The organism is Halorubrum salinum, from assembly GCF_024494575.1.
In the GTDB taxonomy this organism is placed as follows: domain Archaea; phylum Halobacteriota; class Halobacteria; order Halobacteriales; family Haloferacaceae; genus Halorubrum; species Halorubrum salinum.
This window is the reverse complement of record NZ_JANHDO010000001.1, coordinates 118039-138783: the sequence shown is the minus strand read 5'-3', so window position 1 is coordinate 138783 and position 20745 is coordinate 118039. Positions and strand designations below refer to the sequence as shown.

The window sequence follows — 20745 nt, the reverse complement described above, 5'->3', positions numbered from 1 at the left end:
GGCGGCGTGAGCGTCACTCGCCGACGGTCCGACGGACCCAACCCGACGCCCCGGACGGCGACGGGTCCGACGACTCTAGAGTCTGCCGAGTCCCCTCGCCGTCGACCGCGCGGACGACCACCTCGTGCGTGCCGTCCGGGTCGAAGACGTGCCGCCACTGTCGCCAGACGTCTCCGTCGGGGAGGGGATCGGAGAGGGTCGCGTCGGTCCACGACCCGCCGCCGTCCGTCGAGACTTCGACCCGCTCGATCCCGCGCGTCCCGGCGTAGGCGTGACCGGCGAGTTCGATCCGCCCGTCGGGTCGCTCCGTGATCCCCTCGTCCCAGAGCTTGGCGACCGTCTTCACCTCGCCCGTCCCCTCCCAGCCGCGCTCCTCCCAGTATCCGTCTTCCTCGACGTTCAGCAGGTCGATCTCCGAGAGCCACTTCACGTTCGTCTCGCCCCAGTGACCCGGAATCAGGACGCGGACCGGGTGGCCGTGCCCGGTCGGGAGTGCCTTCCCGTTCATCCCCCACGCGAGGAACCCCTCGGCGAGCACGTCGACCGGGAACTGGACGTAGTAGCCGTCCTCGCCGCGCACCATCGCACAGTCGCAGTCGCCCCCGGGGTCGACCGACTCGAGGAGCGGCCGGATCGGGGTGCCGGTCCAGACGGCGGTGTCGAGCTTTCGCCCGTTCAGCCGTTCGCCGACGCATCGAAGGGATATCGCTCGGTGTTCGACGGGGCGGTCGATCAAGTCGTCGAACGTGACCGTCCGCTCGGAGCCGGTCTCACCGGTGAACGTCAGCGACCACTCGGCCGCGGTGACCTCCGGATCGAGTTGCGCGATGTCGACGTTGTAGAACTCGCCTATCGGACTCACCATCCCGAGGAGGTCGTCGCTTTCGAGCGTGAGCGAGGCCGATTCGACGTCTCGGATACGGGTCTCGACGCCCTCTGATCGCGGGGCGTCGGGGAGCGGGTCAGAGGCGTCTCCCGGCCCGGGGCCGGCCTCGAACGCCTCGCGTCCGATGACCGCCGCGACGACGAACGCGAGCGACCCCGAGACCGTGCGGAGCACCCGTCGGCGCGCCGCGTCGACGGGCTGTGTACCGTCACTCGCCGACACGCCGTTTCCGAGCGCGGTTATCACCGCCACGGGAAACGCAGCCCCGAGTGCCGGAACGGGCGCCCCCGTCATTCCGACGGCGAGCAGCCACGACCCGCCGCCGGCCGCCGCGACGCCGGTCCATGGTCGGTCGGTTCGCACCGCGATCCGCTGCCCGATCAGCGACAGCGCACCGAACAGGCCGGTCGCGACGGCGAGCGCCAGCGCGACGTGTAACAGGTGCCCTGAATCGCCGAGCGTCTCGATGGCGACCGTCACGACGGGTCCGGGCGTTCGGTTGACGATCGCTTGGTCGAGCGGAGCGACGACGAACGAGCGCGACCAGCCGGCGGCGAGGTACGAGCCGGCGACCGCGGCCGCGCCGGCCGCGACCGCGAGGGAGAGATCGCGTCTCGTGGTACCGATACCCATGTAACGTGGTAGTGGCGCAGTCACTTGAATGGCGCTTTCGGCGGCTCGGACGCAGCCGTCGACGACCGCGGCGGATCGAGGCGGTTGCGGCTGGCGGCGAGAACAGGGGACGCACGTAGTGCGGCGATCGCTCGGTCAGTCAGTCAGGCTTCGCCGATGTCGCGGAACATCGCCCGGTAATCGTCGGACGAGAGCGACTCGCTGAGGTCGTCGATGTCGGTATCGAGGGCGTCGAGCCGTTCGACCAGTTCGGTGTACGCCTCGTTCCCCTCTCGCTGCGCGGCGGGCTTCTGCGAGTTGAGGACTGCGCGCTTGCTGGCGAGCGCGGCGGCCTCCTGAATGAGGTCGTCGTACTCGCTCCGCGTCAGGAGGGTGTCGATCGCCGCCAGCAGGTTCGAGCGACTGACCGGCTTGGTGAGGTACAGGTCGAACCCCATATCGACGATGTCGAAGTCGGGCTCGACCGCGGTGACCATCGCGACCCGGCAGTCGTAGCCGGCGTCGCGGATGTGCTCGAGCACGTCGTCACCGCTCCCATCGGGAAGCCGGCGGTCGAGCAGCACGACGTCGAACGTGGCGTCGATCCGGTCGATCGCGTCCGCGGCCGTTTCGGCGACGGCCACGTCGTATCGCTCTTCGAGAAAGCCGGCGTACAGCGCGGCGATGTCGGGCTCGTCCTCGACGACGAGAACCGAGGGATCGCTCACCGCCGGTCACCACCGAGGTCGACGGAAGACGCTTCACCGGACATACACGAACGGGCGGCGTGTCGAGAAATAAAGCTGTCGCCGTCTGCGCAGCCGGTCGATCGGATCGTCTTTTATATGCTCTCGTCGCAAACACGGAGACGAATGTCTGAACTCGTCTCCACCGGGGTCGAGGGACTCGACTCGATCCTCACCGGCGGTATAACGGAGCGATCGACGGTTCTCGTCTCCGGCAATCCCGGTACCGGAAAGAGCATCTTCGGCATCCAGTACCTCCATCACGGGGCCACGGAGCACGGAGAACGCGGCGTGTACGTCTCCTTCGAGGAGGACGAATCCGACATCCGCGGTGCCGCGGAGTCGATCGGCCTCGACGGGTTCGGTGAACTCGTCGACGACGGCGACATCGTGATATTGGACAAACGCGAGATGCTGCGCGAGACTGACTTCTCGACGGCGGTCGATCACCTCCTCGACACGGTCGAAGACGGCGAGTTCGACCGGCTCGTGCTCGATTCGCTGTCGATGTTCCAGCTCTTTTTCGACGCCGAACAGGAGAAGCGGACGTACCTCCTGAAGTTCTCCGACATCCTCAAAGCGAACGGCCTCACCTCGCTTTTGATCAACGAACAGGGAGCCGTCTTCCCCGACACGGAGGTTGGGTTGGAGAACTTCCTCACCGACGGGAACATCTACTTCATCCAGACGCCGACCGATTCCGGCGTCAACCGGTACGTCTGGGTCGCGAAGATGCGGAAACAGGACATCGACACCGACATCTTCCCGATGGAGATCGGCGAGGGAGGGATCACGGTCCACGAGCGGGCCGGCGGGTTCTCGATGATGGGGCGGTCCGACGAGCCGTCGTTTTAGGCGGGAGTCCCATCGGCGGGAGGGAGACGGCCGCGTCCCCGACGCCGAGACATCCGAGTCGTCCGAGTCGTCACTGTCCCGACGAGAGGTCCCGCCAGACGTCGTCGAGACGGTTCTTCACCGCGGAGCGCTCTTCGACCTCGACCGTGAGCCCGTCGCGGAAGTCGACCTCGACGCCGTCGACCTTCCGGCGGTACACCTTCACTCGACGGTGCTCGTCCGAGAGCGGCCGGTCGTGGAGTTCGAGGAGGTCCGCCTCTTCGAGCTCGTTGATCCGTCGGTAACACGTCGCGATCGGCACGTCGAGCTCGTCGCTGAGGTCCTGCGCCGACATCGCGTCGCCTGTCGCGGTCAGGATGTCCGTGTTGTACTTGTTACCGAGAACCGTGATCAGGTCGTCCCCCACCATTCACGTTATCGCAGTTGATTTTTTGACGTTAAAAGGATACCGGTGATATCGCCCGGTCGGGAACGCGCTCCGGTAGCGTCTCGGTGTGCGTGCACGGACGATTACTGTCGGAAGCGCTCGCCCAGGTGTTATCGCCCGTGATAGTCGCCACCGTAGGTTTATACGTCGAGTTTGCGGACGGAGCGTATGGAGTTCATCGAGGGGTTGTACCTCGTTACGACTACCGTGTTGGCCGGCGCGAGCGCGACGCTCGTGGCCTTCGCGGTCGCGGCGTACCGGTCGTCCGGTCGAACGGCGATGGCGTACCTCGCCGTCGGATTCGGTCTCGTCGTCGTCGCCGCCGTGGGGACGCCGATCGCGGCCTTTCGGACGGGCTTCGCGAACGCGCAGGCGCTGCTTTTGATCACCACGGGGCTGTTCGCGGCCTCGATGGCGCTCGTCGCCGGGAGCCTCGTCGTCTACGAGCCCGGGACGCAGGAGCTCGTGATCCCGGAGTCGGAGCTGACGCGGATCCAGGACCGGTAGCACGAACGGGCGAGAACCGCCGTCGCCGTACTACTTCGAGACGTCGGAGACGCGCGACCCGCTAGTCGCGCGAGCGACGACCGACCGGGTCGGTGTCACGTCACGGACGAGACGAACGCTCATGCGCGCGCCAACAGGGTGTCGCCTCGATGTCCGAGATCCGCGACGACACCCCGTGACGCGCCGATATCACTTCCAATAACTCCGGGATTCGAGTGCATCCAAGATACACATATAACGGGATGAAATTAATACCAAAATCGCACGACTGCAGTTGTTTATCAAGTCGAATAATCGGCACAGAGTGTTTAATAGGGAATTCCTACTCTCCTCTGGTAACGCCCGCCGGGCAGGCCGGGGGCCGACGCAACACAACCAATGTTCGAAGCAATCATGGACGAGGAAGAGCGCGGTCAAGTGGGGATTGGAACCCTCATCGTGTTCATCGCGATGGTGCTCGTGGCGGCGATCGCCGCGGGTGTTCTGATCAACACGGCCGGCTTCCTTCAGACGCAGGCTGAGGCAACGGGCGAAGAGAGTACAAGTCAGGTGAGCGACCGGCTGCAGGTCGTGAGTCAGTCCGGTAATGTGACTAACCTCAACATCAGTGGCAACGGTGATGAACGTGCGATCGACGAACTCCAAATGACCGTCGCACAGTCGCCGGGTGCCGGAAATATCGATCTTACAGAAGTGAGCGTCGAACTGATCGGTACCGGTGGCCAGGTTTCTTCGACGCTCGCAGAGGGCAACATCGAGATGTTCACTGGAGAGACAGGTGACGAGGTCGTGCTAACAGAATCTGGCGACCGCGCAGAAATCACATTGGACCTTACGTCCGGTGATTTCGCGTACAACGACGATACCGCAGAGGGCGGGCTTGAGTCGGGTGATCGCTTAACTGTGACGTTCACCACCGCCTCTGGTGCAACAACGAGCACTGAGCTCCGCGTCCCCACGACGCTGACTCAGGATCAGACTTCAGTGAGGCTATAATAATGTTCGAATCCATTACTAACAACGAAGACCGCGGTCAAGTGGGGATCGGAACCCTCATCGTGTTCATCGCGATGGTGCTTGTGGCGGCGATCGCTGCAGGTGTTCTGATCAACACAGCCGGGTTCCTACAATCGCAGGCAGAAGCGACCGGACAAGAAAGTACAGACCTCGTCTCCGAAAGAATTGATGTGACAAGTGAGGTCGGAATTGTTGGGAGCGAGTCCACAGGCGAACTTGAAGCAATTCGGCTCTCAGTCTCTGGTGCTGCTGGGTCTAGCCAAATTGACCTTTCAGAGGCGACAATCCAAGCAGTGGGTCCCAATGGACAGGCAAATCTCGTCTTCACCGACGTGGCTGCTGATGGGAATACCCTGGATGGTACGTATAATGTGAGTCAACTCAATGCGAGTAAGTTCGCAGTTCAGAACAGTTCCGGTGGCTGGGTCTCCGGTGACGACGCTGTGTTGAACAATGAAAACGACTACACTATTGTTGTCAACCCCGGTGCCGAACCATTCGGAAGTCTCACTGCAGAGGGCCTTGATGGTACGACGCAAGTTTACGATGGTAGCTTCACCTACGCTCACCAGACCGGTGAGGAGGCCTTTGGTGAAAGCCAGACGTCTTCGCTGGAGATTGTCTCACCGTCGTCGGCAACAACGGCTGTTGAACTCAACTCACCCGACCTCTACAGCGAGGACGGCGAAGCCGTCCGGCTCTAACGAGCCTCGCACAGCCCCGTAACCACTTCCTCGGCGGGTCGGCCGCCCGGAACACCTATTTTATCGCGCGATAACGACTACGTCATGAGTGACCACGACGCACCGCCAGCCGACCCCGACGAACTCGACTTCACCGACGACGAGAACGTCGTCGAGATCGGGGAGAGCCGGTACGTCGTCGGGACGAACGGCCGGCCGAACGTCGGGCGATCGCAGCCCGACCGCGCCGCCGGCGACGACTCCGCGTTCAGGCCGGCCGACCCCGAGAACCCGGACGCGCGCCGTCCGCCGGGAGGCGGGCAGGCGGAGAGCGCGGCCGCCGGCGGTGCGAGCGGGCAGCAGCGCGGGGGCGGTGGGCAGGGCGGACACGGGGGCGGCCGACGGAGTGGCGGCCGCGGCGACCGCGCGCCCACCGGACGTGGCGGGCAGGCCGCCGGCGGTCAGCCCCCGGGGACACAAGCGCCCGGGGGACACGCGGGCGGGAACGCACAGCGCGGCGGCGCTCCCGCGGTCGACCGACAGGCGGTGAGTCGGTGGCTCGCGAGTTCCTTCGACGACGACGGGTTCACGTACGGGATCGACGCGACCCTCCACGTCGACGGGGAGACGACGCGCCAGCGCATGGTCTCGAACGACGTGACCGCGACGTTCGACGCGCTCGTGAGCTGGTTCGCGGCGAACGCCGGCCCGAACTCGCCGACGCCGGAGGCGCTGGGGCTGCTCCTCGTCGCCGCGGACACGACGGTCGACGTGCCCCCGGTGGCGATAAAGCGGTTCGCGACGAGCCAGGGACTCACGGCGAGCGACAGCATCGGCGACCTCGTGCGTGCGGCAGAGGAGAACGGCGGCTTCAGAATCGAGTGAGCGCGAGCTCCGGTCGGGTGAGCGGCGGGCTCCGAGTCGGGCTCGCTACAGCAGGAACAACAGCGCGGCACCGATCAGCGCGAACACGGCGTAGATACCGGCCATGGCCTCGCGTTTCAGCGGGCTCCCGAGCGGCTCGGCGGTGAGCCGGCGGACCGGCGGGAGGATCGCGACGCCGGCGAGAACCAGTGGGAACGCGCCGACCCGCGGGATCTGTGTGATCGCGACGACGATCGTCCCGTAGCCGAGCACGTAACACCCCCGCCGCCAGAGCTGTTCGCGGTCGGAGAGCGCTTCGGTGGGGGAGAACCCGTCGTCGGAGCCGCCGTCGCCCGCGCTGCCGCCGGTTCCGGCGTCGGCCGCCACCTGCTGTGCCTGTCGCTGCACGTACTCGTCGAGCTCCTCGGCGGCCGCTTCCGTCTGCGGCGCGCCGCACTCGGCGCAGTAGCGGGCCTCGTCATCGATCGACGCCTCACACCGGGGACACGACTTCATCCTCATCTGATTCCCAGCGTGATCGGTCTTAACTCTTCGGACCGCGGCGTTCGGTCGATCCCCGCTCCGTCACCGGATTCGAGAGAACCGGCCCCGAGCGTCGGCGTGTGGCTTTCACATCTGATACGCAGAGGGCGTGTCCGTCGCCGATCGGCAGACGGCCGATCGGGGGTGCGTGCGCGACGACGAACATCCAGTAGTTCTCACCGCTGAGAACCGCGGGCGAGCGGTTAAGTGACGGCTCCTCCGTTCTCCGGATAACTATGGCAACGCGCGTGCTTATCGCGGACGATTCGGAGTTCATGCGGAATCTCCTGCGAGAGATCCTCGAAGGGGAGTTCGAGGTCGTCGGCGAGGCGGAAAACGGTGTGGAGGCGGTCAACATGTACGAGGAGCACGGACCGGACCTGGTGATGATGGACATCGTGATGCCCATCCGAGACGGGATCGAGGCGACGACGGAGATCATGGAGGACAATCCCGAGGCGACCGTGATCATGTGTACGAGCGTCGGTCAAGAGGAGAAGATGAAGGCCGCGATCAAGGCGGGCGCGGAGGGGTACATCACGAAGCCGTTCCAGAAGCCGAACGTGCTCGACGCCATCGGATCGGCGGTATAATGCGCGTCGACGTCCGGGCGCTCGGTGCCTGCAACCGCCTCTCGGAGCGGGGGGCGAAACAGGCCGCCGACGCGCTCTCCGAACTGACCGGCACCGACCTCGCGGTCGAGGTCACCGGGGCGAGCGTCGCCAGCGGCGAGGATCTCGCGGAGGCGTTCGCGGGCAGGGAGTCCATCGGCGTGAGCGTCGGGCTCCGCGGCGGACTGGAGGGCGAGGCGGTGCTCGCGTTCGACGCCGACAACGTCGACGCCCTCCTGTCGCTTCTGCCCGGCGGCCAGTCGATGGGCCACAGCGCGGTGAGCGAGGTCGGCAACATCGCACTGGGAGGGTTCCTCGACGGCTGGGCGAACTACCTCGGTACGGCGATCGACATGACGCCGCCGCGGTACTTCGAGGCGGACGGTGCCGCGGTGCTCCCCGACGGGGCGCTCGCGGGCGACGGCGTGTTCCTCTTCGAGAGCCGGCTCGACGCGACGACAACGGACCTGGATTTCTCGATCTACATGCTTCCCGACTCCGGGCAGTTCCGCGACCTCATCGTCGGGAAGACCGCGGCGGCCGCGGCGCCGGGAACCGAGGCGGCAGCGGCCGGGGGAAGCGACGGCGACGTCGGCGGCCCCGCGGTCCCGTACGAGTCGCTTTCGACGTTCGCGTCGCTGGCCAAGCGCGGCTCGGCGAACGCCGCCGACAACATCGCGATGATGACCGGGCTGGAGACGACGGTCGACGTGAGCCGGCTCCGGTTCGTCCCGCTCGCCGACGTGCCGGCCGAGGTGGGCGTCGAGCCGCACGCCGGGACGGTGTTCGAGCTACAGGGCAAGCCGAGCGGCTACCTCGCGATCCTCTTCGAGGAGTCCTCCGCGGCGACCATCGCGGAGGCGATGCTCCCGATGGAGCCGGACGAACCGCTCGGAGACATGGCCGAAAACGCCCTCTGTGAGCTCGGAAACGTGATGACGAGCGGATTCATCGACGGGTGGGCGAACGTGCTCGGCACGTCCATCGCGCACTCGCCGCCCGAGTTCGTCCACGACATCGGCTCCGCGACGATCAGCCCGCTCGTCGCGAAGCTGAGTCAGCGACAGGACTACGGGTTCGTGATTGACGCCGCGATCCGGACGGAGGGCGTCGAGGCGCGGTGTGACGTGTACGCGCTCCCGGACGAGCGCGAACTGGCCGACGCGCTGGCACAGCTCTCGGAGCCGTGAGCCACTCGTCGCCGTCTCGCGGCCGGCGGGCCTCCGAGAGCGACGAGACCGGCGTCGACCCCGGACGAATCAGAGTCGGCGTCGGCGAGTTGGCGGTGGCGACGGACGGCGAGACGCTCACCACGAGCGGACTCGGGTCGTGCGTCGCCGTCGGGCTTGTCGATCGAGACGCCGAAGTGCACGGGCTGTTACACGCGATGTTGCCGAGCGAAGACGACGCTCGCTCCGCGGCCGCCCGGCCGGCGAAGTACGTCGACGCCGGTATCGCGACGCTGATCGAGCGGCTCCGCCGGTCGGGCGCGTCCGGCGACCGGCTCGAAGCGCGCATCGCCGGGGGCGCAGAGATGCTGGACCTCACCGACGCGGTGGGACCGCGAAACGTCGAGCGAGCCGAGGAGTCGCTCGCGGCGGCCGGCGTGCCGATCGTCGCGAGCGACGTTGGCGACGGCGTCGGACGGACGGTGCAGCTCCGGGCCGACGGCGGGCTCGTGGTCCGAGCGGCAGACGGATTCGAACGGACGCTTTGAGCCGGTCTCGAACGAACGCTCCGAGCCGTCCACGCGCCGTCTTCTCACTGTTGATATTTTGAGAGGTGCATTAAAGTGTGTTCTGCGGGTTGATGCTGGTAATGGGCCTCGAACTACCGGTGTGGGGAGCTCCGACGGCTGCATGGATAGTCGCCACGCTGGGGCTCGTCGGTGCGAGCGTCCTCGATCGGTTTCTCGACGACGATGACGGATCCGACGACGATTCGGGAGGCATGGGCGGCGACGACGACCCCTTCGGCGGCGGAGGGATGGGTGGTGGCGGAGGGATGGGCGGTGGCGGCGGAATGGGCGGAGACATGGGCGGCGGTGACGGCTTCGACGATTTCGACGGCATGGACGAGTGGGACGACGGCTTCGACGACGGGGGCGGTGGCGGCGGATCCGACACCGACGAGCTGGAAAAACGGCTCGATGACCTCGAAAACGAGGTCGCCTCGCTGTCGTCGACAGTCTCGACGGTCAGGTCGGAGAACGAGGAGATATCGGCCGCGGTCGACGACATCGAAGAGGACGTTCGGAACCTGCTCGACATCTACGAGATGGTCACCCGCGGCATCAACCCGTTCGTCGACGATTCGAGCGGGTTCGACAGCGTCAGCGGCGGCGGCGAGGGGTCGTTCGGCCTCTTCGACGACGACGAGGAGGGCGGCGAGGACGACGACCTCGACGAGGACGTCGCGAGCGCAGACGCGGACGGGTTCTTCGACGACGACCTCCTCGACGACGAGTTCGATGAAGACGGAGACGGCGAGGACGACGCGTTCGGGGAGCTAGAGGCGGACGAACAGACGGACGACGGCGATACCGCCACCGCGTCCGAGACTGCGACGGCGGACGACGGAGACGACATGAACGACGATGGAAAGAGCTTCAGCGAGCTGAAAGAGGAGTACGACGCCGGGGAGGCCGACTGGGCCGACGAAGGAGACGACGGCCCCGGCGACGAAACGGACCCGTTCGACGAGCCGGGCGAGAGCGCGGACGACGAGGTCGATCCGTTCGACGACGCCGACGACGGTTTCGACGACGCCGACGACGGCTTCGACGACGCCGACGACGGCTTCGACGACGCCGACGACGGCTTCGGGGCCGGGGACGGCTTCGACGAAGAGGCGTCCGACGCGGACCCCTTCGCCGACGAGCCCGCCGAACCAGAGCCGGAACCCGAACCGAGCAGTCACGCCGAGCCCGAACCGGATCGCTCGCGCGGCCCACGCCCCGGCGGGGACCCCGCAGAGGCGAGCGGCGACGGCTTCGAGTACGTCGGCACGGACGACCTCTCCGGCGGGCGCGGAAAGCCGTACCTCACGGAGCTTCCCGGCGATTACGTCGGCGACCTCCTCGTGATGGAGTGGCTGGAGTTCCTGGTCTCCGAGAGCGACGTCACGGATGCGGTTCGCGCGATCAACTACTACGAGCGGATCGAGTGGGTCGGGCCGGAGGCGGCCGCGCGGCTGCGCGACTTCCTCTCCGGGTTCGGTACGATCGACCGCAACGTCGTCGACCGCCCCGGCACGGACCGACTGGTCCGCGAACACCACACGCGGAGTCTCCGATACGTGACCCAGCTCAACGGGACGAGCGGTCACCTGATGCTCTTGGACCGGTGGGACGACCTCGCCGGCGGGTCGCTCGTGGGAGGGGGCGCACCGTCGATCAACGGACGAAGCGGCCGAGGGGGGTCTCGTGGCCACCCCGACCGCCGCGGGAGCGATCGGCGCGGCGACGGTCGCAGACGCGACGGAGAGGACCGCCGCGACGCGAACGGCCGCCGCGAGAACGGACACGACCCGGACGCCGACGCGCGGACCGATCGGTCCGCCCACCGCGAGGGAGGAGACGGTCGCCGCGACGAGCGGTCCGACCGCCGCACCGAGCGAGCGAGCGAGCGCGACCGGAACGGCGGGTCGCCGCGACCGATGAACGATCCGAACCCGCGTTCCGACCGGGCCGATCCGGCCGACGGAGGGTGGGGCGATGGGCGTTAGCGTCTCCGCCTCGACGGCCATCATCGTCGCGGGGCTGTTCTTCGCGTTCACGACGTTCTACCCCGTGGCCGCGAACGGCCTCGACCGCGTCACCGACGCCCAACACGGGATGCACGAGCGCGCCTTACAACAGCAGAACACCGATTTCACCGTGACGAACGCGACGTTCGATACGGGAACCGACACGCTCACCGTGACCGCCGAAAACGACGGCGCGGTCGGCCTCGTCGCCGGCGACGCGACGCTCGTCGTCGGTAACGAGTACGTCGACGTGGGCGGAGAGGCGGCGGACACGACCGTCGACGGCGACGGCGATACCGACCTCTGGCTCGGCGGCGAGGAGCTGGTCGTCGACGTCGACGATACCGACCTCTCGACCGCTATCGTCGGGGGCGAGACCCGCGTCGTCCTCGTGGTCGAGTCCGGCGTCCGCGACGCCGCCACCGTGACGGAGGTGAGCTAGATGGCGAGCGTTCCCGTTTCACACCTGATCCTGTTCATCGCGAGCCTCGTGATCGCCGCGGGCGTCGTGGGGACGATCACGACCGGCGTCGACCGGGTGAGCGCCGCCGTCGACGACGCCGGACTGGACGCGACCGAGACGCTCCGCACGGACGTCACGGTCATCTCCGACCCGGGCGGGGGTGTGTACGACGCGAGCAACGACACCGTCACGCTCTTGATAAAGAACACCGGCACCTACCGGCTCGCGCCCGACGGCTCCGGGCTCGACGTGCTCTTCGACGGATCGTACGTCAGACCGGACGCGAAAACGGGCGAGCTCGTCTCCGCCGGCGACGGCGCGGCGTGGAGCCGCGGCGACGTGCTCCGGCTCACGATAGACGTCGGGAACCTCGCTTCCGGCACCGACCACCGCGTGTACCTGACGGTCAACGGCGACGAGGAACTGTTCCAGTTCCGGGTGGAGGCGTAAATGCCCCGCACTGACAACCTCCTCTCGATCGGGCTCGGCGAGCGCGACCGACTCAACAAGGAGCTCGGCGGGGGGATCCCGCGCGGCAGTATCGTCCTCATGGAGGGCGACTACGGGGCCGGCAAAAGCGCCATCTCGCAGCGGTTCGCCTACGGGCTCGTCGAGGAGGGCGCGTCGGTCACGATGATGTCGACGGAACTCACCGTCCGCGGCTTCATCGACCAGATGCACTCGCTGGAGTACGACATGGTGAAGCCGCTCTTGAACGAGGAGCTGCTCTTTTTGCACGCCGACTTCGACTCCGGCGGCGCGTTCTCCGACGGCGACGGCGAACGCAAGGAGCTCCTCAAGCGGCTGATGAACGCGGAGGCGATGTGGAACTCGGACGTCGTCTTCTTAGACACGTTCGACGCCATCTTCCGGAACGATCCCACCTTCGAAGCGCTCGTCAGGAAGAACGAGGAGCGGCAGGCGGCCCTCGAGATCATCTCCTTTTTCAGAGAGATAATCTCGCAGGGGAAAGTGGTCGTGTTGACCGTGGATCCCTCCGCCGTCGACGACGAGGCCATCGGCCCGTTCCGTTCCATCGCGGACGTCTTCTTAGAACTGGAGATGATCGAGGTCGGCAACGACATCCGGCGACAGATCAACGTGAAGCGGTTCGCCGGGATGGGCGAACAGGTCGGGGACACGATCGGGTTCTCGGTTCGGTCCGGGACCGGAATCGTCATCGAGAGCCGCAGCGTCGCGTAGCCACCAACCCACAAAGATATCATGACCGAACACGGCACCGCGAAACCGTCCGAAGAACTCCGGAAAGCAGCCATGCGGCGGCCGCATCTCCGTGAGCACCTCCGGGAGTTCAAACAGATCACCGGAGAGTTCCCCCAGTTCATCGAGGAGCCGAAATCGGAGTACGAGTCGAACCGGCCGAACGTCATCTACCCGGTCGGCGGCCCCATATACAGCCACATCTACGGCGACCTCGGACAGGACACCAAGTACTACGCCATCGAGCCGGAGGTGTCCGGGCCGCAGGCGCAGATCCTCAACGAGGTGAAAAACCGGCTGCTCTCCGTGAGCGGTCAACACAGCGCGCCCGACTCCGAGGCGGAGTACGACGACCTCATAGAGGAGCTGTTAGAGCAGGTGACCCACGTCGACGACCACACGACCGGCTGGCGGCGGGGGCTCTCGAAGGTGCGGAACATGGGGAAACTCTCCGTCACGGAGGAGACCTACCAGAACATCCGATACCGGCTCAACCGCGACATCGTCGGGCTCGGACCGCTGGAACCGGTGATGCGCGACCCGGCGAACGAGGACATTCACGTCATCGGCCCCAAGGAGTGTCACGTCGACCACGGGACGTTCGGGATGCTGGAGACGACGGTCGACTTCGGGACGCCGAAGGAGTTCGACAACTGGCTCCGCAACATGGGCGAGCGGATCGGCGACCCGCTGTCCGACTCCGACCCCATCGTCGACTCCACGCTGCCGGACGGTTCGCGTATCAACATCATCTACTCGGACGACGTCTCCCTGAAGGGGTCCTCGCTCACGATCCGACAGGGCGAGGAGGTGCCGCTGTCTATCAACCAGATCACGAACTGGGGGACGCTGTCGCCCGAACTCGCGGCGTACCTCTGGCTCTGTCTGGAGAACGAACAGACGGTGTTCGTCGTCGGAGAGACGGCCTCGGGGAAGACGACGACGCTGAACGCCATCCTCTCGTACATCCCCGACGACTCCAAGATCTACACCGCGGAGGACACGGCGGAGGTCATCCCGCCGCACAGCACGTGGCAGCAGCTGCTGACCCGGGAGGGCGGCGGTGAGGGCAGTTCGGACGTGGACATGTTCGATCTCGTCGCCGCCGCGCTGCGGTCGCGCCCCGACTACATCATCGTGGGCGAGGTCCGCGGTGCCGAGGGTCGCATGGCGTTCCAGGCGGCCCAGACCGGTCACCCGGTCATGCTTACCTTCCACGCGTCAGACATCGTCTCGATGATCCAGCGGTTCACCTCCGAGCCGATCAACGTCCCGGAGACGTTCATGGACAACGCCGACGTGGCGCTGTTCCAGAACCGGGTGAAACAGGGCGACAAGGTGTTGCGTCGGGTGACGAGCGTTCAGGAGATCGAGGGGTACTCGAAAGAGATGGAGGGCGTCGTCACCCGCGAGGTGTTCAGCTGGGACCCAGTCGAAGACGAGATCGTCTTCCAGGGGATGAACAACTCCTACGTGTTAGAAGAGCAGATCGCGACGCTGCTCGGCTACGCGGACACCCGCGACATCTACGACGACCTCGAGTTCCGCGCGGAGCTGATAAACCGGATGATTCAGGAGGGGATCTTGGGCTACCACGAGGTCAACGACGCGATCAACTCCTTCCAGCGCGACGGCGTCGAGGGGCTTCCCTTCGACATGCACCGGAACGTCAGGTGACTTCGAGATGAACGGAGGCGGTGAGTACCACGGCGGAAAGCGGGGTCACCACAGCCGATGGCAGTGAAACAGGTCGGGAACGGGCTCGCGACCGCGGCCGATCTGACCTCGGAGGTCCTCGAGTCCTACGAGAAGCTCGACATCTCGAAGGGGCAGTACGTCGGCTTCGTGCTGCTCCCCGCGGTGCTCGTGTTCCTCGCGAGCGTCGTCGGTATGTTCGTCCTTCCGCTGCCCCTCGCGGCCCGCGTTCCGGTTCCGATGTTCGGCGGGCTCATTCTGGTCGCGGCGGTGATCTACCCGAAGATCTACCTCAGCAGTCTGGAGACGAAGATCGACAACCAGCTACATCTCGTGATGACGCACATGACGGTGTTGTCGACGACGAACATCGACCGCATGGAGGTGTTCCGGACGCTGGCGCGCGAAGAGGAGTACGGCGTCGCAGCAGAGGAGATCCGACGCGTCGTCCACCTCGTCGACACGTGGAACCAGAGCCTCGACGACGCGTGTCGTCGGCGCGCAGAGGAGGTCCCCTCGGACGCGATGGCCGACTTCTTCGACCGACTCGGGTACACGATGGGTGCGGGACAGTCGCTAGAGGAGTTCCTCGTCTCCGAACAGGACGTCATGCTCGCGAAGTACGAGACGCTGTACGAGTCCTCGCTGGCGAACTTGGAGGTCATGAAAGACCTGTACATGTCGATGATCCTCTCGATGACGTTCGCGTTGGTCTTCGCCATCGTGCTCCCGATCTTGACCGGGAACGACCCGACCGCGACGGTGGCGGCGGTCATCGTGCTCTTCGTCTTCGTCCAGCTCGGCTTCTACGCGATGATCCGGGCGACCTCGCCGTACGATCCGATCTGGTTTCACCCGGACGAGCGCGCCCCGGGCGACCTGAAGCTGTGGGCGTCGCTCGGGATCGGCGGGGGGCTCTCCTTCGTGATCATCGGGATCACGGCCGCCGGGATGTTCGGCTACGGACCGGGGCTTCCCGGGCTCCTCTTTTTCATCGACGACGTGCGGCTCCCGCTGTACCTCGCCGTGCCCATCTCGCCGCTCATCATCACCGGCGTGGTGCTGCGGAACGCGGAGCAGGCGATCACGGCCCGCGACGCCGAGTTCCCCTCGTTCGTCCGGGCGCTCGGCGCGACCGAGAGCGCGAAGCAGTCGACGACGACGGACGTGTTGACCACGCTGCGCGAGAAGAACTTCGGGGACCTCTCGCCGGCCATCGAGCGGCTCTACCGGCGGCTCAACATGCGTATCAGTACCGAGGGTGCGTGGCGCGAGTTCACGTTCGACACGCGGTCGTACCTCATCCAGAAGTTCTCGGAGATGTACCTCGTCGGCCGACAGATGGGCGGGGATCCGAAGATGCTCGGGGAGCTGATCTCGAAGAACATGAACGCCGTGAACCAGCTTCGCGAGCAGCGTCGACAGGCGGCGCTGACGTTCATCGGACTCCTGTACGGGATCACGGCGGCGGCGACGTTCGCCTTCTTCATCGGGCTGGAGATCGTCGCGATCTTAGCGGAGCTGACCGCGGACTTCGGACTCGAACAGATGGACATCGGACAGATCGTCTACCCCGGCGCGTACGACATCCCGCTCATCGAGTACCTCCTCTTGACCGTCGTGCTGTTCAACGCCGCGCTCTCCTCGCAGATGATCCGCCGGATCGACGGCGGCAACCCCGCGAACGGGTACATCCACTTCGTGCTCCTGACGTGGCTCGGCGCGGTGACCGCGATGGCGACCCGGACGCTCGTCAACGCGATCTTGTCCATCTGACTCGGGTCGCCGCAGTTCGGGCGCCGTCGTCTGTCCGCTCCGGCAAGCTTTAACGCCGCGAACGGTAACTCACGGGCATGGACTGGAAGACCGACTGGGGACTCCGTGGACGGATGGGAGTCACGATGTTCCTGCTTTTCGCCCTCTACGTCGTGTTCATCGGTGTCCTGATCGAAGTGTTCAACGTCGGGATCATCTTCACGCTCGCGATGTTCGGCGCGTTCTCGCTTGCCCAGTACTTCTTCAGCGACAAGCTCGCGCTTCGGAGCATGGGCGCGCGGGAGGTGAGCGCCGACGAGTACCCCGACCTCCACCGTCGGATCGAGCGCCTGAGCCAGCAGGCGGACCTCCCGAAGCCGACGGTCGCCGTCGCCGACACGCAGGTGCCGAACGCGTTCGCGACCGGCCGCAACAAGAAGAACGCGACGGTCGCCGTGACCACGGGCCTGTTGCGCTCGCTCGACGACGACGAACTCGACGGCGTGCTCGCCCACGAGCTCGCGCACGTGAAGAACCGCGACGTGATGGTGATGACCATCGCCTCGTTCCTCTCGACTATCGCCTTCTTCATCGTGCGGTGGGGGTGGCTGTTCAGCGGCGACAACCGACAGGGCGCGCCGGTGATCGTCGCGATCCTCGTGTCGATCCTCGTCTGGATCGTCTCGTTCCTCCTGATCCGCGCGCTCTCGCGGTACCGCGAGTACACCGCCGACCGCGGCGCGGCGCTTATCACGGGCAAGCCCGGCGCGCTCGCCTCGGCGCTGATGACGATCGACGGCCGGATGGACCGCGTTCCACAGGAGGACCTGCGGCAGGAAGCCGAGATGAACGCGTTCTTCATCATCCCGATCCGAGCCGGGTTCATCGGGAAGATCGCCTCGACGCACCCCTCGACGGAGAACCGAGTCGAGCGGCTCCGCGAGCTGGAACGCGAGATGGAGACGGCCTAGACCGCCGCCAGTTCTCTCACCGCCCGCTTCCGACGGTTTAAATCGGATCGACACCCACCCTCCTGTAATGCAACCGAGTTCGCTCTCCGGACTCCCCGCGGGCGTCGGCGAGGCGCTCGAATCGGAGGGCGTCGCGGAGCTGTACCCGCCACAGCGGGCGGCCGTCGAAGCCGGCGTCGTCGACGGCGAGAGCCTCGTCGCCGCGGTGCCCACGGCCTCCGGGAAGACGCTCATCGCCGAACTCGCCATGCTCGCGGCCGTCGAACGCGGCGGCAAGGCCCTCTACATCGTCCCGCTACGCGCGCTCGCCAGCGAGAAGAAAGCGGAGTTCGAGCGCTGGGAGGACCACGGGGTCACGGTCGGCGTCTCCACGGGGAACTACGAGTCCGACGGCGAGTGGCTCGCGACCCGCGACGTCATCGTCGCCACCTCTGAAAAGGTCGACTCGCTCATCCGCAACGGCGCGCCCTGGATCGACGACCTCACCTGCGTCGTGAGCGACGAGGTCCACCTCGTCGACGACTCACATCGCGGTCCGACGCTCGAAGTGACACTGGCGAAGCTCCGAAAGGTGAACCCCGGACTCCAGACGGTCGCGCTCTCGGCCACGGTCGGCAACGCCGACGTGATCGCCGACTGGCTCGACGCCGAACTCGTCGAGTCCGACTGGCGGCCGATCGACCTCCGGATCGGGGTCCACTACGGCAACGCTATCGACTTCGACGACGGGAGCAAACGGGAGGTTACGGTGGACCGCGGCGAGGATCAGACGCCCCGGCTCGTCGCCGACGCCTTGGATACCGAAGAAGACGGACAGGGCGGGTCGTCGCTCGTCTTCGTCAACTCCCGGCGCAACGCCGAGTCGGCGGCTCGGCGGCTCGCCGACGTCACCGCGTCGCGGCTCACCGACGACGAGCGCGACCGACTCCGCGACCTCGCCGAGGAGATACGTGGCGTCTCCGACGCGGACACCGCAACGGACCTCGCGGACGCCGTCGAGCGGGGGTCCGCGTTCCACCACGCCGGGCTCGCGAGCGAGCACCGGAGCCTCGTCGAAGACGCGTTCCGCGACCGACTGATCAAGTGCGTCTCAGCGACACCGACGCTGGCCGCCGGCGTCAACACGCCAGCCCGTCGGGTGATCGTCCGCGACTGGCGGCGCTACGACGGGGAGTTTGGCGGGATGAAGCCGCTCGACGTGCTCGAAATCCATCAGATGTGCGGGCGCGCGGGGCGGCCCGGGCTCGACCCGTACGGCGAGGCGGTGCTGCTCGCGAGCGACGCCGACACCAAAGACGAGCTGTTCGAGCGGTACGTCTGGGCCGACCCCGAGCCCGTCCGCTCGAAGCTCGCGGCCGAGCCCGCGCTCCGGACCCACGTGCTCGCCACCGTCGCCTCCGGCTTCGCGTCCACGCGCGACGGACTGCTCTCGTTTCTCGATAACACGCTCTACGCGACCCAGACGGACGACGACGGCCGACTCGCCGCGGTCACCGACACCGTCCTCGACTACCTGGCGGTCAACGGCTTCCTCGACCGCGACCGCGGAGACGGGGCGGAGAGCCTCACCGCGACCGGGATCGGCCACACCGTCTCGCGGCTCTACCTCGACCCGATGAGCGCCGCGGAGATGATAGACGGACTCCGAGAAGCCGGAAAGGCGAACGACGACGGCGACACGGGCGAGTTCGTCCGAGCCGCCGGTGACGACCGCGGATTCGGTACCTACGCGCGCGCCGGCGAGGCCGAGCCGAGCGAGGGCGCGCCCGCCGACGAGGGAGGCGACGACATCGACGCCGACACCGCGGGATCGCCGCCGGACGTGACGCCGCTCGGGCTCTACCACCTCGTCAGCCGCACGCCGGACATGTACGAACTCTACCTGAAATCGGGGGATCGCGAGGAGTACACGGAGGTCTGCTACGAGCGGGAGGGTGAGTTCCTCGGCGACGTTCCCTCCGAGTACGAGGACGTACGGTTCGAAGACTGGCTCGCGTCGCTGAAGACGGCTCGGCTGCTCGAAGACTGGGCCACGGAGGCCGACGAGGACCGGATCGCAGAGCGGTACGGCGTGGGACCGGGGGACATCCGCGGAAAGGTCGAGACCGCGGAGTGGCTCCTCCGAGCCGCCGAGACGCTCGCCGGCGACGTCGAGGACGTCGACGGCGACGTCGTCGTCGCGGTCCGCGAGGCCAGAAAGCGGATCGAGTACGGCGTTCGCGAGGAACTGCTCGACCTCGCCGGCGTTCGAAACGTCGGACGGAAGCGCGCTCGGCGGCTGTACGAGGCGGGCGTCGAGAGCCGCGCCGACCTCCGCGAGGCCGATAAGGCCGTCGTGCTCGGTGCGCTCCGGGGGCGCGAGCGGACCGCGGAGCGGATCCTCGAACACGCCGGGCGCGAGGATCCGTCGATGGACGACGTCCGCCCCGACAGCTCGGCGTCCGCGGCGGCGACGGCCGGCTCCGCGAGCGACGACGACGGGGAAGGACAGGCGAGTCTGGGTGATTTTCAGTGACGGGCGACCGCTCCGAGACGGCGGGAGACCGGACCGCGTCCGCCCGAGATGACGGCGGAACGACCGCCGTCGATCCGCCCGTTCCCCCACACCGTATCCGGTACGGCTCCGCGCGCATCGACGACCTCGACGCGTTTCTCGGCGAACTCGACGCGATATCGACCGAGACCGGGACGGTCGTGCAGGCGTTCGACGCCGACCTCGTCGTCTCCGAGGCGCACCTGCGGGAGGCGACCCGTCTCGCCGCCCGCGCGATCGCTCGCGGTGAGGCCGTCGCCCGCGACCCGGGCGTGGAGATACTCCTGTACGCGGCCGGACGCCGTCAGATCGACCGGGCGCTCCGTCTCGGGGTCGCGGAAAGAGAAAACCGCGTCGCCCTCCTGTTCGTCGACTTCGGTGCGGTGTCGGGCACGGATCGACCGGCGGCCGACGTCGACGTAGCCGTCACGGCGGTTGAGGAACGCACGCCGTTCGCCCCAGCGGACGACCGCGGACCGGCGCACGGGTTCGACGAGGACCGCGTGCGTGAGGCGTTCGATATCGGCGATCGCGAACTCGACGCGGTCGACGGCGACATCGCCGACATCGTCCGGGAGCGCGTCGCGCTGCTGGACGTAGGGAAGTGAG

Annotated in this window: 21 protein-coding genes; 17 read left to right on the top strand and 4 right to left on the bottom strand. The window is 66.8% G+C overall.

The features are described from left to right. Positions 1 to 13: 13 nt before the first annotated feature. Both NO930_RS00710 and NO930_RS00705 read right to left on the bottom strand, forming a co-directional pair. Positions 14 to 1519 carry a molybdopterin-dependent oxidoreductase gene (locus NO930_RS00710; RefSeq protein ID WP_256402164.1) on the bottom strand — a complete coding sequence of 502 codons (1506 nt, stop codon included), beginning with the start codon at positions 1517 to 1519 and terminating at the stop codon, positions 14 to 16. A 143-nt stretch (positions 1520 to 1662) separates the two neighbouring features. After that, positions 1663 to 2226 (bottom strand): response regulator transcription factor, encoded by a 564-nt coding sequence (locus NO930_RS00705; protein ID WP_137783497.1) that lies wholly within the window; start codon positions 2224 to 2226, stop codon positions 1663 to 1665. A 144-nt stretch (positions 2227 to 2370) separates the two neighbouring features. Here NO930_RS00705 and NO930_RS00700 point away from each other — a divergent pair, with 144 nt between their 5' ends. Further along, complete coding sequence (locus tag NO930_RS00700; protein WP_137783498.1) at positions 2371 to 3099, top strand: RAD55 family ATPase; 729 nt, start codon at positions 2371 to 2373, stop codon at positions 3097 to 3099. 70 nt (positions 3100 to 3169) lie between these two features. On the opposite strand, the gene NO930_RS00695 is transcribed toward NO930_RS00700, so the two are convergent. Then, the gene (locus tag NO930_RS00695) at positions 3170 to 3508 is read right to left on the bottom strand and encodes a helix-turn-helix domain-containing protein (RefSeq protein ID WP_008847358.1); all 339 of its coding nucleotides are present in this window, start codon (positions 3506 to 3508) and stop codon (positions 3170 to 3172) included. Between the two features lie 186 nt (positions 3509 to 3694). On the opposite strand from NO930_RS00695, the gene NO930_RS00690 reads away from it, so the two are divergent. The 4 genes from NO930_RS00690 (at position 3695) to NO930_RS00675 (ending at position 6618) form a co-directional block, all read left to right on the top strand. Next, a complete protein-coding gene (locus tag NO930_RS00690) occupies positions 3695 to 4033 on the top strand; it encodes a hypothetical protein (protein ID WP_049983856.1) in 339 nt (112 codons plus the stop codon). Positions 4034 to 4411: 378 nt separating this feature from the next. Further along, positions 4412 to 5029: an archaellin/type IV pilin N-terminal domain-containing protein gene (locus NO930_RS00685; protein WP_256402163.1), complete on the top strand. Its 618-nt coding sequence runs from the start codon at positions 4412 to 4414 to the stop codon at positions 5027 to 5029. A gap of 2 nt (positions 5030 to 5031) precedes the next feature. Beyond that, positions 5032 to 5754 carry an archaellin/type IV pilin N-terminal domain-containing protein gene (locus NO930_RS00680; RefSeq protein WP_256402162.1) on the top strand — a complete coding sequence of 241 codons (723 nt, stop codon included), beginning with the start codon at positions 5032 to 5034 and terminating at the stop codon, positions 5752 to 5754. An 84-nt stretch (positions 5755 to 5838) separates the two neighbouring features. Continuing rightward, positions 5839 to 6618 (top strand): DUF7500 family protein, encoded by a 780-nt coding sequence (locus NO930_RS00675; protein WP_256402161.1) that lies wholly within the window; start codon positions 5839 to 5841, stop codon positions 6616 to 6618. 45 nt (positions 6619 to 6663) lie between these two features. Here NO930_RS00675 and NO930_RS00670 read toward each other — a convergent pair whose 3' ends face one another. Next, positions 6664 to 7113: a zinc ribbon domain-containing protein gene (locus tag NO930_RS00670; RefSeq protein ID WP_256402160.1), complete on the bottom strand. Its 450-nt coding sequence runs from the start codon at positions 7111 to 7113 to the stop codon at positions 6664 to 6666. Positions 7114 to 7376: 263 nt separating this feature from the next. Between NO930_RS00670 and cheY the strand changes: the two genes are divergently transcribed. The 12 genes from cheY (at position 7377) to cgi121 (ending at position 20744) form a co-directional block, all read left to right on the top strand. Further along, a complete protein-coding gene (gene cheY / locus NO930_RS00665; RefSeq protein WP_137784070.1) occupies positions 7377 to 7733 on the top strand; it encodes a chemotaxis protein CheY in 357 nt (118 codons plus the stop codon). After that, on the top strand, positions 7733 to 8941 hold the full coding sequence (locus NO930_RS00660; RefSeq protein ID WP_256402159.1) for a chemotaxis protein CheC: 1209 nt from the start codon (positions 7733 to 7735) through the stop codon (positions 8939 to 8941). The genes cheY and NO930_RS00660 overlap by 1 nt, the downstream gene beginning before the upstream one ends. Then, positions 8938 to 9468 (top strand): chemotaxis protein CheD, encoded by a 531-nt coding sequence (locus tag NO930_RS00655; protein WP_256402158.1) that lies wholly within the window; start codon positions 8938 to 8940, stop codon positions 9466 to 9468. The genes NO930_RS00660 and NO930_RS00655 overlap by 4 nt, the downstream gene beginning before the upstream one ends. Before the next feature lie 101 nt (positions 9469 to 9569). Further along, complete coding sequence (locus tag NO930_RS00650; protein ID WP_256402157.1) at positions 9570 to 11477, top strand: FlaD/FlaE family flagellar protein; 1908 nt, start codon at positions 9570 to 9572, stop codon at positions 11475 to 11477. Then, a complete protein-coding gene (arlF, locus tag NO930_RS00645) occupies positions 11467 to 11940 on the top strand; it encodes an archaellum stator protein ArlF (protein WP_137784512.1) in 474 nt (157 codons plus the stop codon). Before NO930_RS00650 ends, arlF begins: the two co-directional genes overlap by 11 nt. Continuing rightward, complete coding sequence (gene arlG / locus NO930_RS00640) at positions 11941 to 12411, top strand: archaellum stator protein ArlG (protein WP_256402156.1); 471 nt, start codon at positions 11941 to 11943, stop codon at positions 12409 to 12411. Then, positions 12412 to 13164 carry an archaellum protein ArlH gene (arlH, locus tag NO930_RS00635; RefSeq protein WP_137783385.1) on the top strand — a complete coding sequence of 251 codons (753 nt, stop codon included), beginning with the start codon at positions 12412 to 12414 and terminating at the stop codon, positions 13162 to 13164. A gap of 21 nt (positions 13165 to 13185) precedes the next feature. Then, positions 13186 to 14859: a type II/IV secretion system ATPase subunit gene (locus NO930_RS00630; RefSeq protein WP_137783384.1), complete on the top strand. Its 1674-nt coding sequence runs from the start codon at positions 13186 to 13188 to the stop codon at positions 14857 to 14859. A gap of 57 nt (positions 14860 to 14916) precedes the next feature. Beyond that, positions 14917 to 16653, top strand: coding sequence for an archaellar assembly protein FlaJ (flaJ, locus tag NO930_RS00625; protein ID WP_137783383.1), 1737 nt, complete (start codon positions 14917 to 14919; stop codon positions 16651 to 16653). A gap of 77 nt (positions 16654 to 16730) precedes the next feature. After that, positions 16731 to 17603 carry a zinc metalloprotease HtpX gene (htpX, locus tag NO930_RS00620; RefSeq protein WP_137783382.1) on the top strand — a complete coding sequence of 291 codons (873 nt, stop codon included), beginning with the start codon at positions 16731 to 16733 and terminating at the stop codon, positions 17601 to 17603. A 67-nt stretch (positions 17604 to 17670) separates the two neighbouring features. Next, positions 17671 to 20118 (top strand): ATP-dependent DNA helicase, encoded by a 2448-nt coding sequence (locus NO930_RS00615; RefSeq protein WP_256402155.1) that lies wholly within the window; start codon positions 17671 to 17673, stop codon positions 20116 to 20118. Further along, positions 20115 to 20744: a KEOPS complex subunit Cgi121 gene (gene cgi121, locus NO930_RS00610; protein WP_425601433.1), complete on the top strand. Its 630-nt coding sequence runs from the start codon at positions 20115 to 20117 to the stop codon at positions 20742 to 20744. Before NO930_RS00615 ends, cgi121 begins: the two co-directional genes overlap by 4 nt. Position 20745 lies beyond the last annotated feature (1 nt).

What these genes read in the sequence shown, in the direction of transcription:
- NO930_RS00685 (WP_256402163.1), top strand. Translation starts at nt 4,412, where the DNA reads ATGTTCGAAGCAATCATGGACGAGGAAGAGCGCGGTCAAGTGGGGATT.
- NO930_RS00695 (WP_008847358.1), bottom strand. Translation starts at nt 3,508, where the DNA reads ATGGTGGGGGACGACCTGATCACGGTTCTCGGTAACAAGTACAACACG.
- NO930_RS00670 (WP_256402160.1), bottom strand. Translation starts at nt 7,113, where the DNA reads ATGAAGTCGTGTCCCCGGTGTGAGGCGTCGATCGATGACGAGGCCCGC.
- NO930_RS00710 (WP_256402164.1), bottom strand. Translation starts at nt 1,519, where the DNA reads ATGGGTATCGGTACCACGAGACGCGATCTCTCCCTCGCGGTCGCGGCC.
- NO930_RS00630 (WP_137783384.1), top strand. Translation starts at nt 13,186, where the DNA reads ATGACCGAACACGGCACCGCGAAACCGTCCGAAGAACTCCGGAAAGCA.
- htpX (WP_137783382.1), top strand. Translation starts at nt 16,731, where the DNA reads ATGGACTGGAAGACCGACTGGGGACTCCGTGGACGGATGGGAGTCACG.
- arlF (WP_137784512.1), top strand. Translation starts at nt 11,467, where the DNA reads ATGGGCGTTAGCGTCTCCGCCTCGACGGCCATCATCGTCGCGGGGCTG.
- arlG (WP_256402156.1), top strand. Translation starts at nt 11,941, where the DNA reads ATGGCGAGCGTTCCCGTTTCACACCTGATCCTGTTCATCGCGAGCCTC.
- flaJ (WP_137783383.1), top strand. Translation starts at nt 14,917, where the DNA reads ATGGCAGTGAAACAGGTCGGGAACGGGCTCGCGACCGCGGCCGATCTG.
- NO930_RS00615 (WP_256402155.1), top strand. Translation starts at nt 17,671, where the DNA reads ATGCAACCGAGTTCGCTCTCCGGACTCCCCGCGGGCGTCGGCGAGGCG.
- arlH (WP_137783385.1), top strand. Translation starts at nt 12,412, where the DNA reads ATGCCCCGCACTGACAACCTCCTCTCGATCGGGCTCGGCGAGCGCGAC.
- NO930_RS00700 (WP_137783498.1), top strand. Translation starts at nt 2,371, where the DNA reads ATGTCTGAACTCGTCTCCACCGGGGTCGAGGGACTCGACTCGATCCTC.
- NO930_RS00680 (WP_256402162.1), top strand. Translation starts at nt 5,032, where the DNA reads ATGTTCGAATCCATTACTAACAACGAAGACCGCGGTCAAGTGGGGATC.
- NO930_RS00650 (WP_256402157.1), top strand. Translation starts at nt 9,570, where the DNA reads ATGGGCCTCGAACTACCGGTGTGGGGAGCTCCGACGGCTGCATGGATA.
- NO930_RS00660 (WP_256402159.1), top strand. Translation starts at nt 7,733, where the DNA reads ATGCGCGTCGACGTCCGGGCGCTCGGTGCCTGCAACCGCCTCTCGGAG.
- cheY (WP_137784070.1), top strand. Translation starts at nt 7,377, where the DNA reads ATGGCAACGCGCGTGCTTATCGCGGACGATTCGGAGTTCATGCGGAAT.
- NO930_RS00675 (WP_256402161.1), top strand. Translation starts at nt 5,839, where the DNA reads ATGAGTGACCACGACGCACCGCCAGCCGACCCCGACGAACTCGACTTC.
- NO930_RS00690 (WP_049983856.1), top strand. Translation starts at nt 3,695, where the DNA reads ATGGAGTTCATCGAGGGGTTGTACCTCGTTACGACTACCGTGTTGGCC.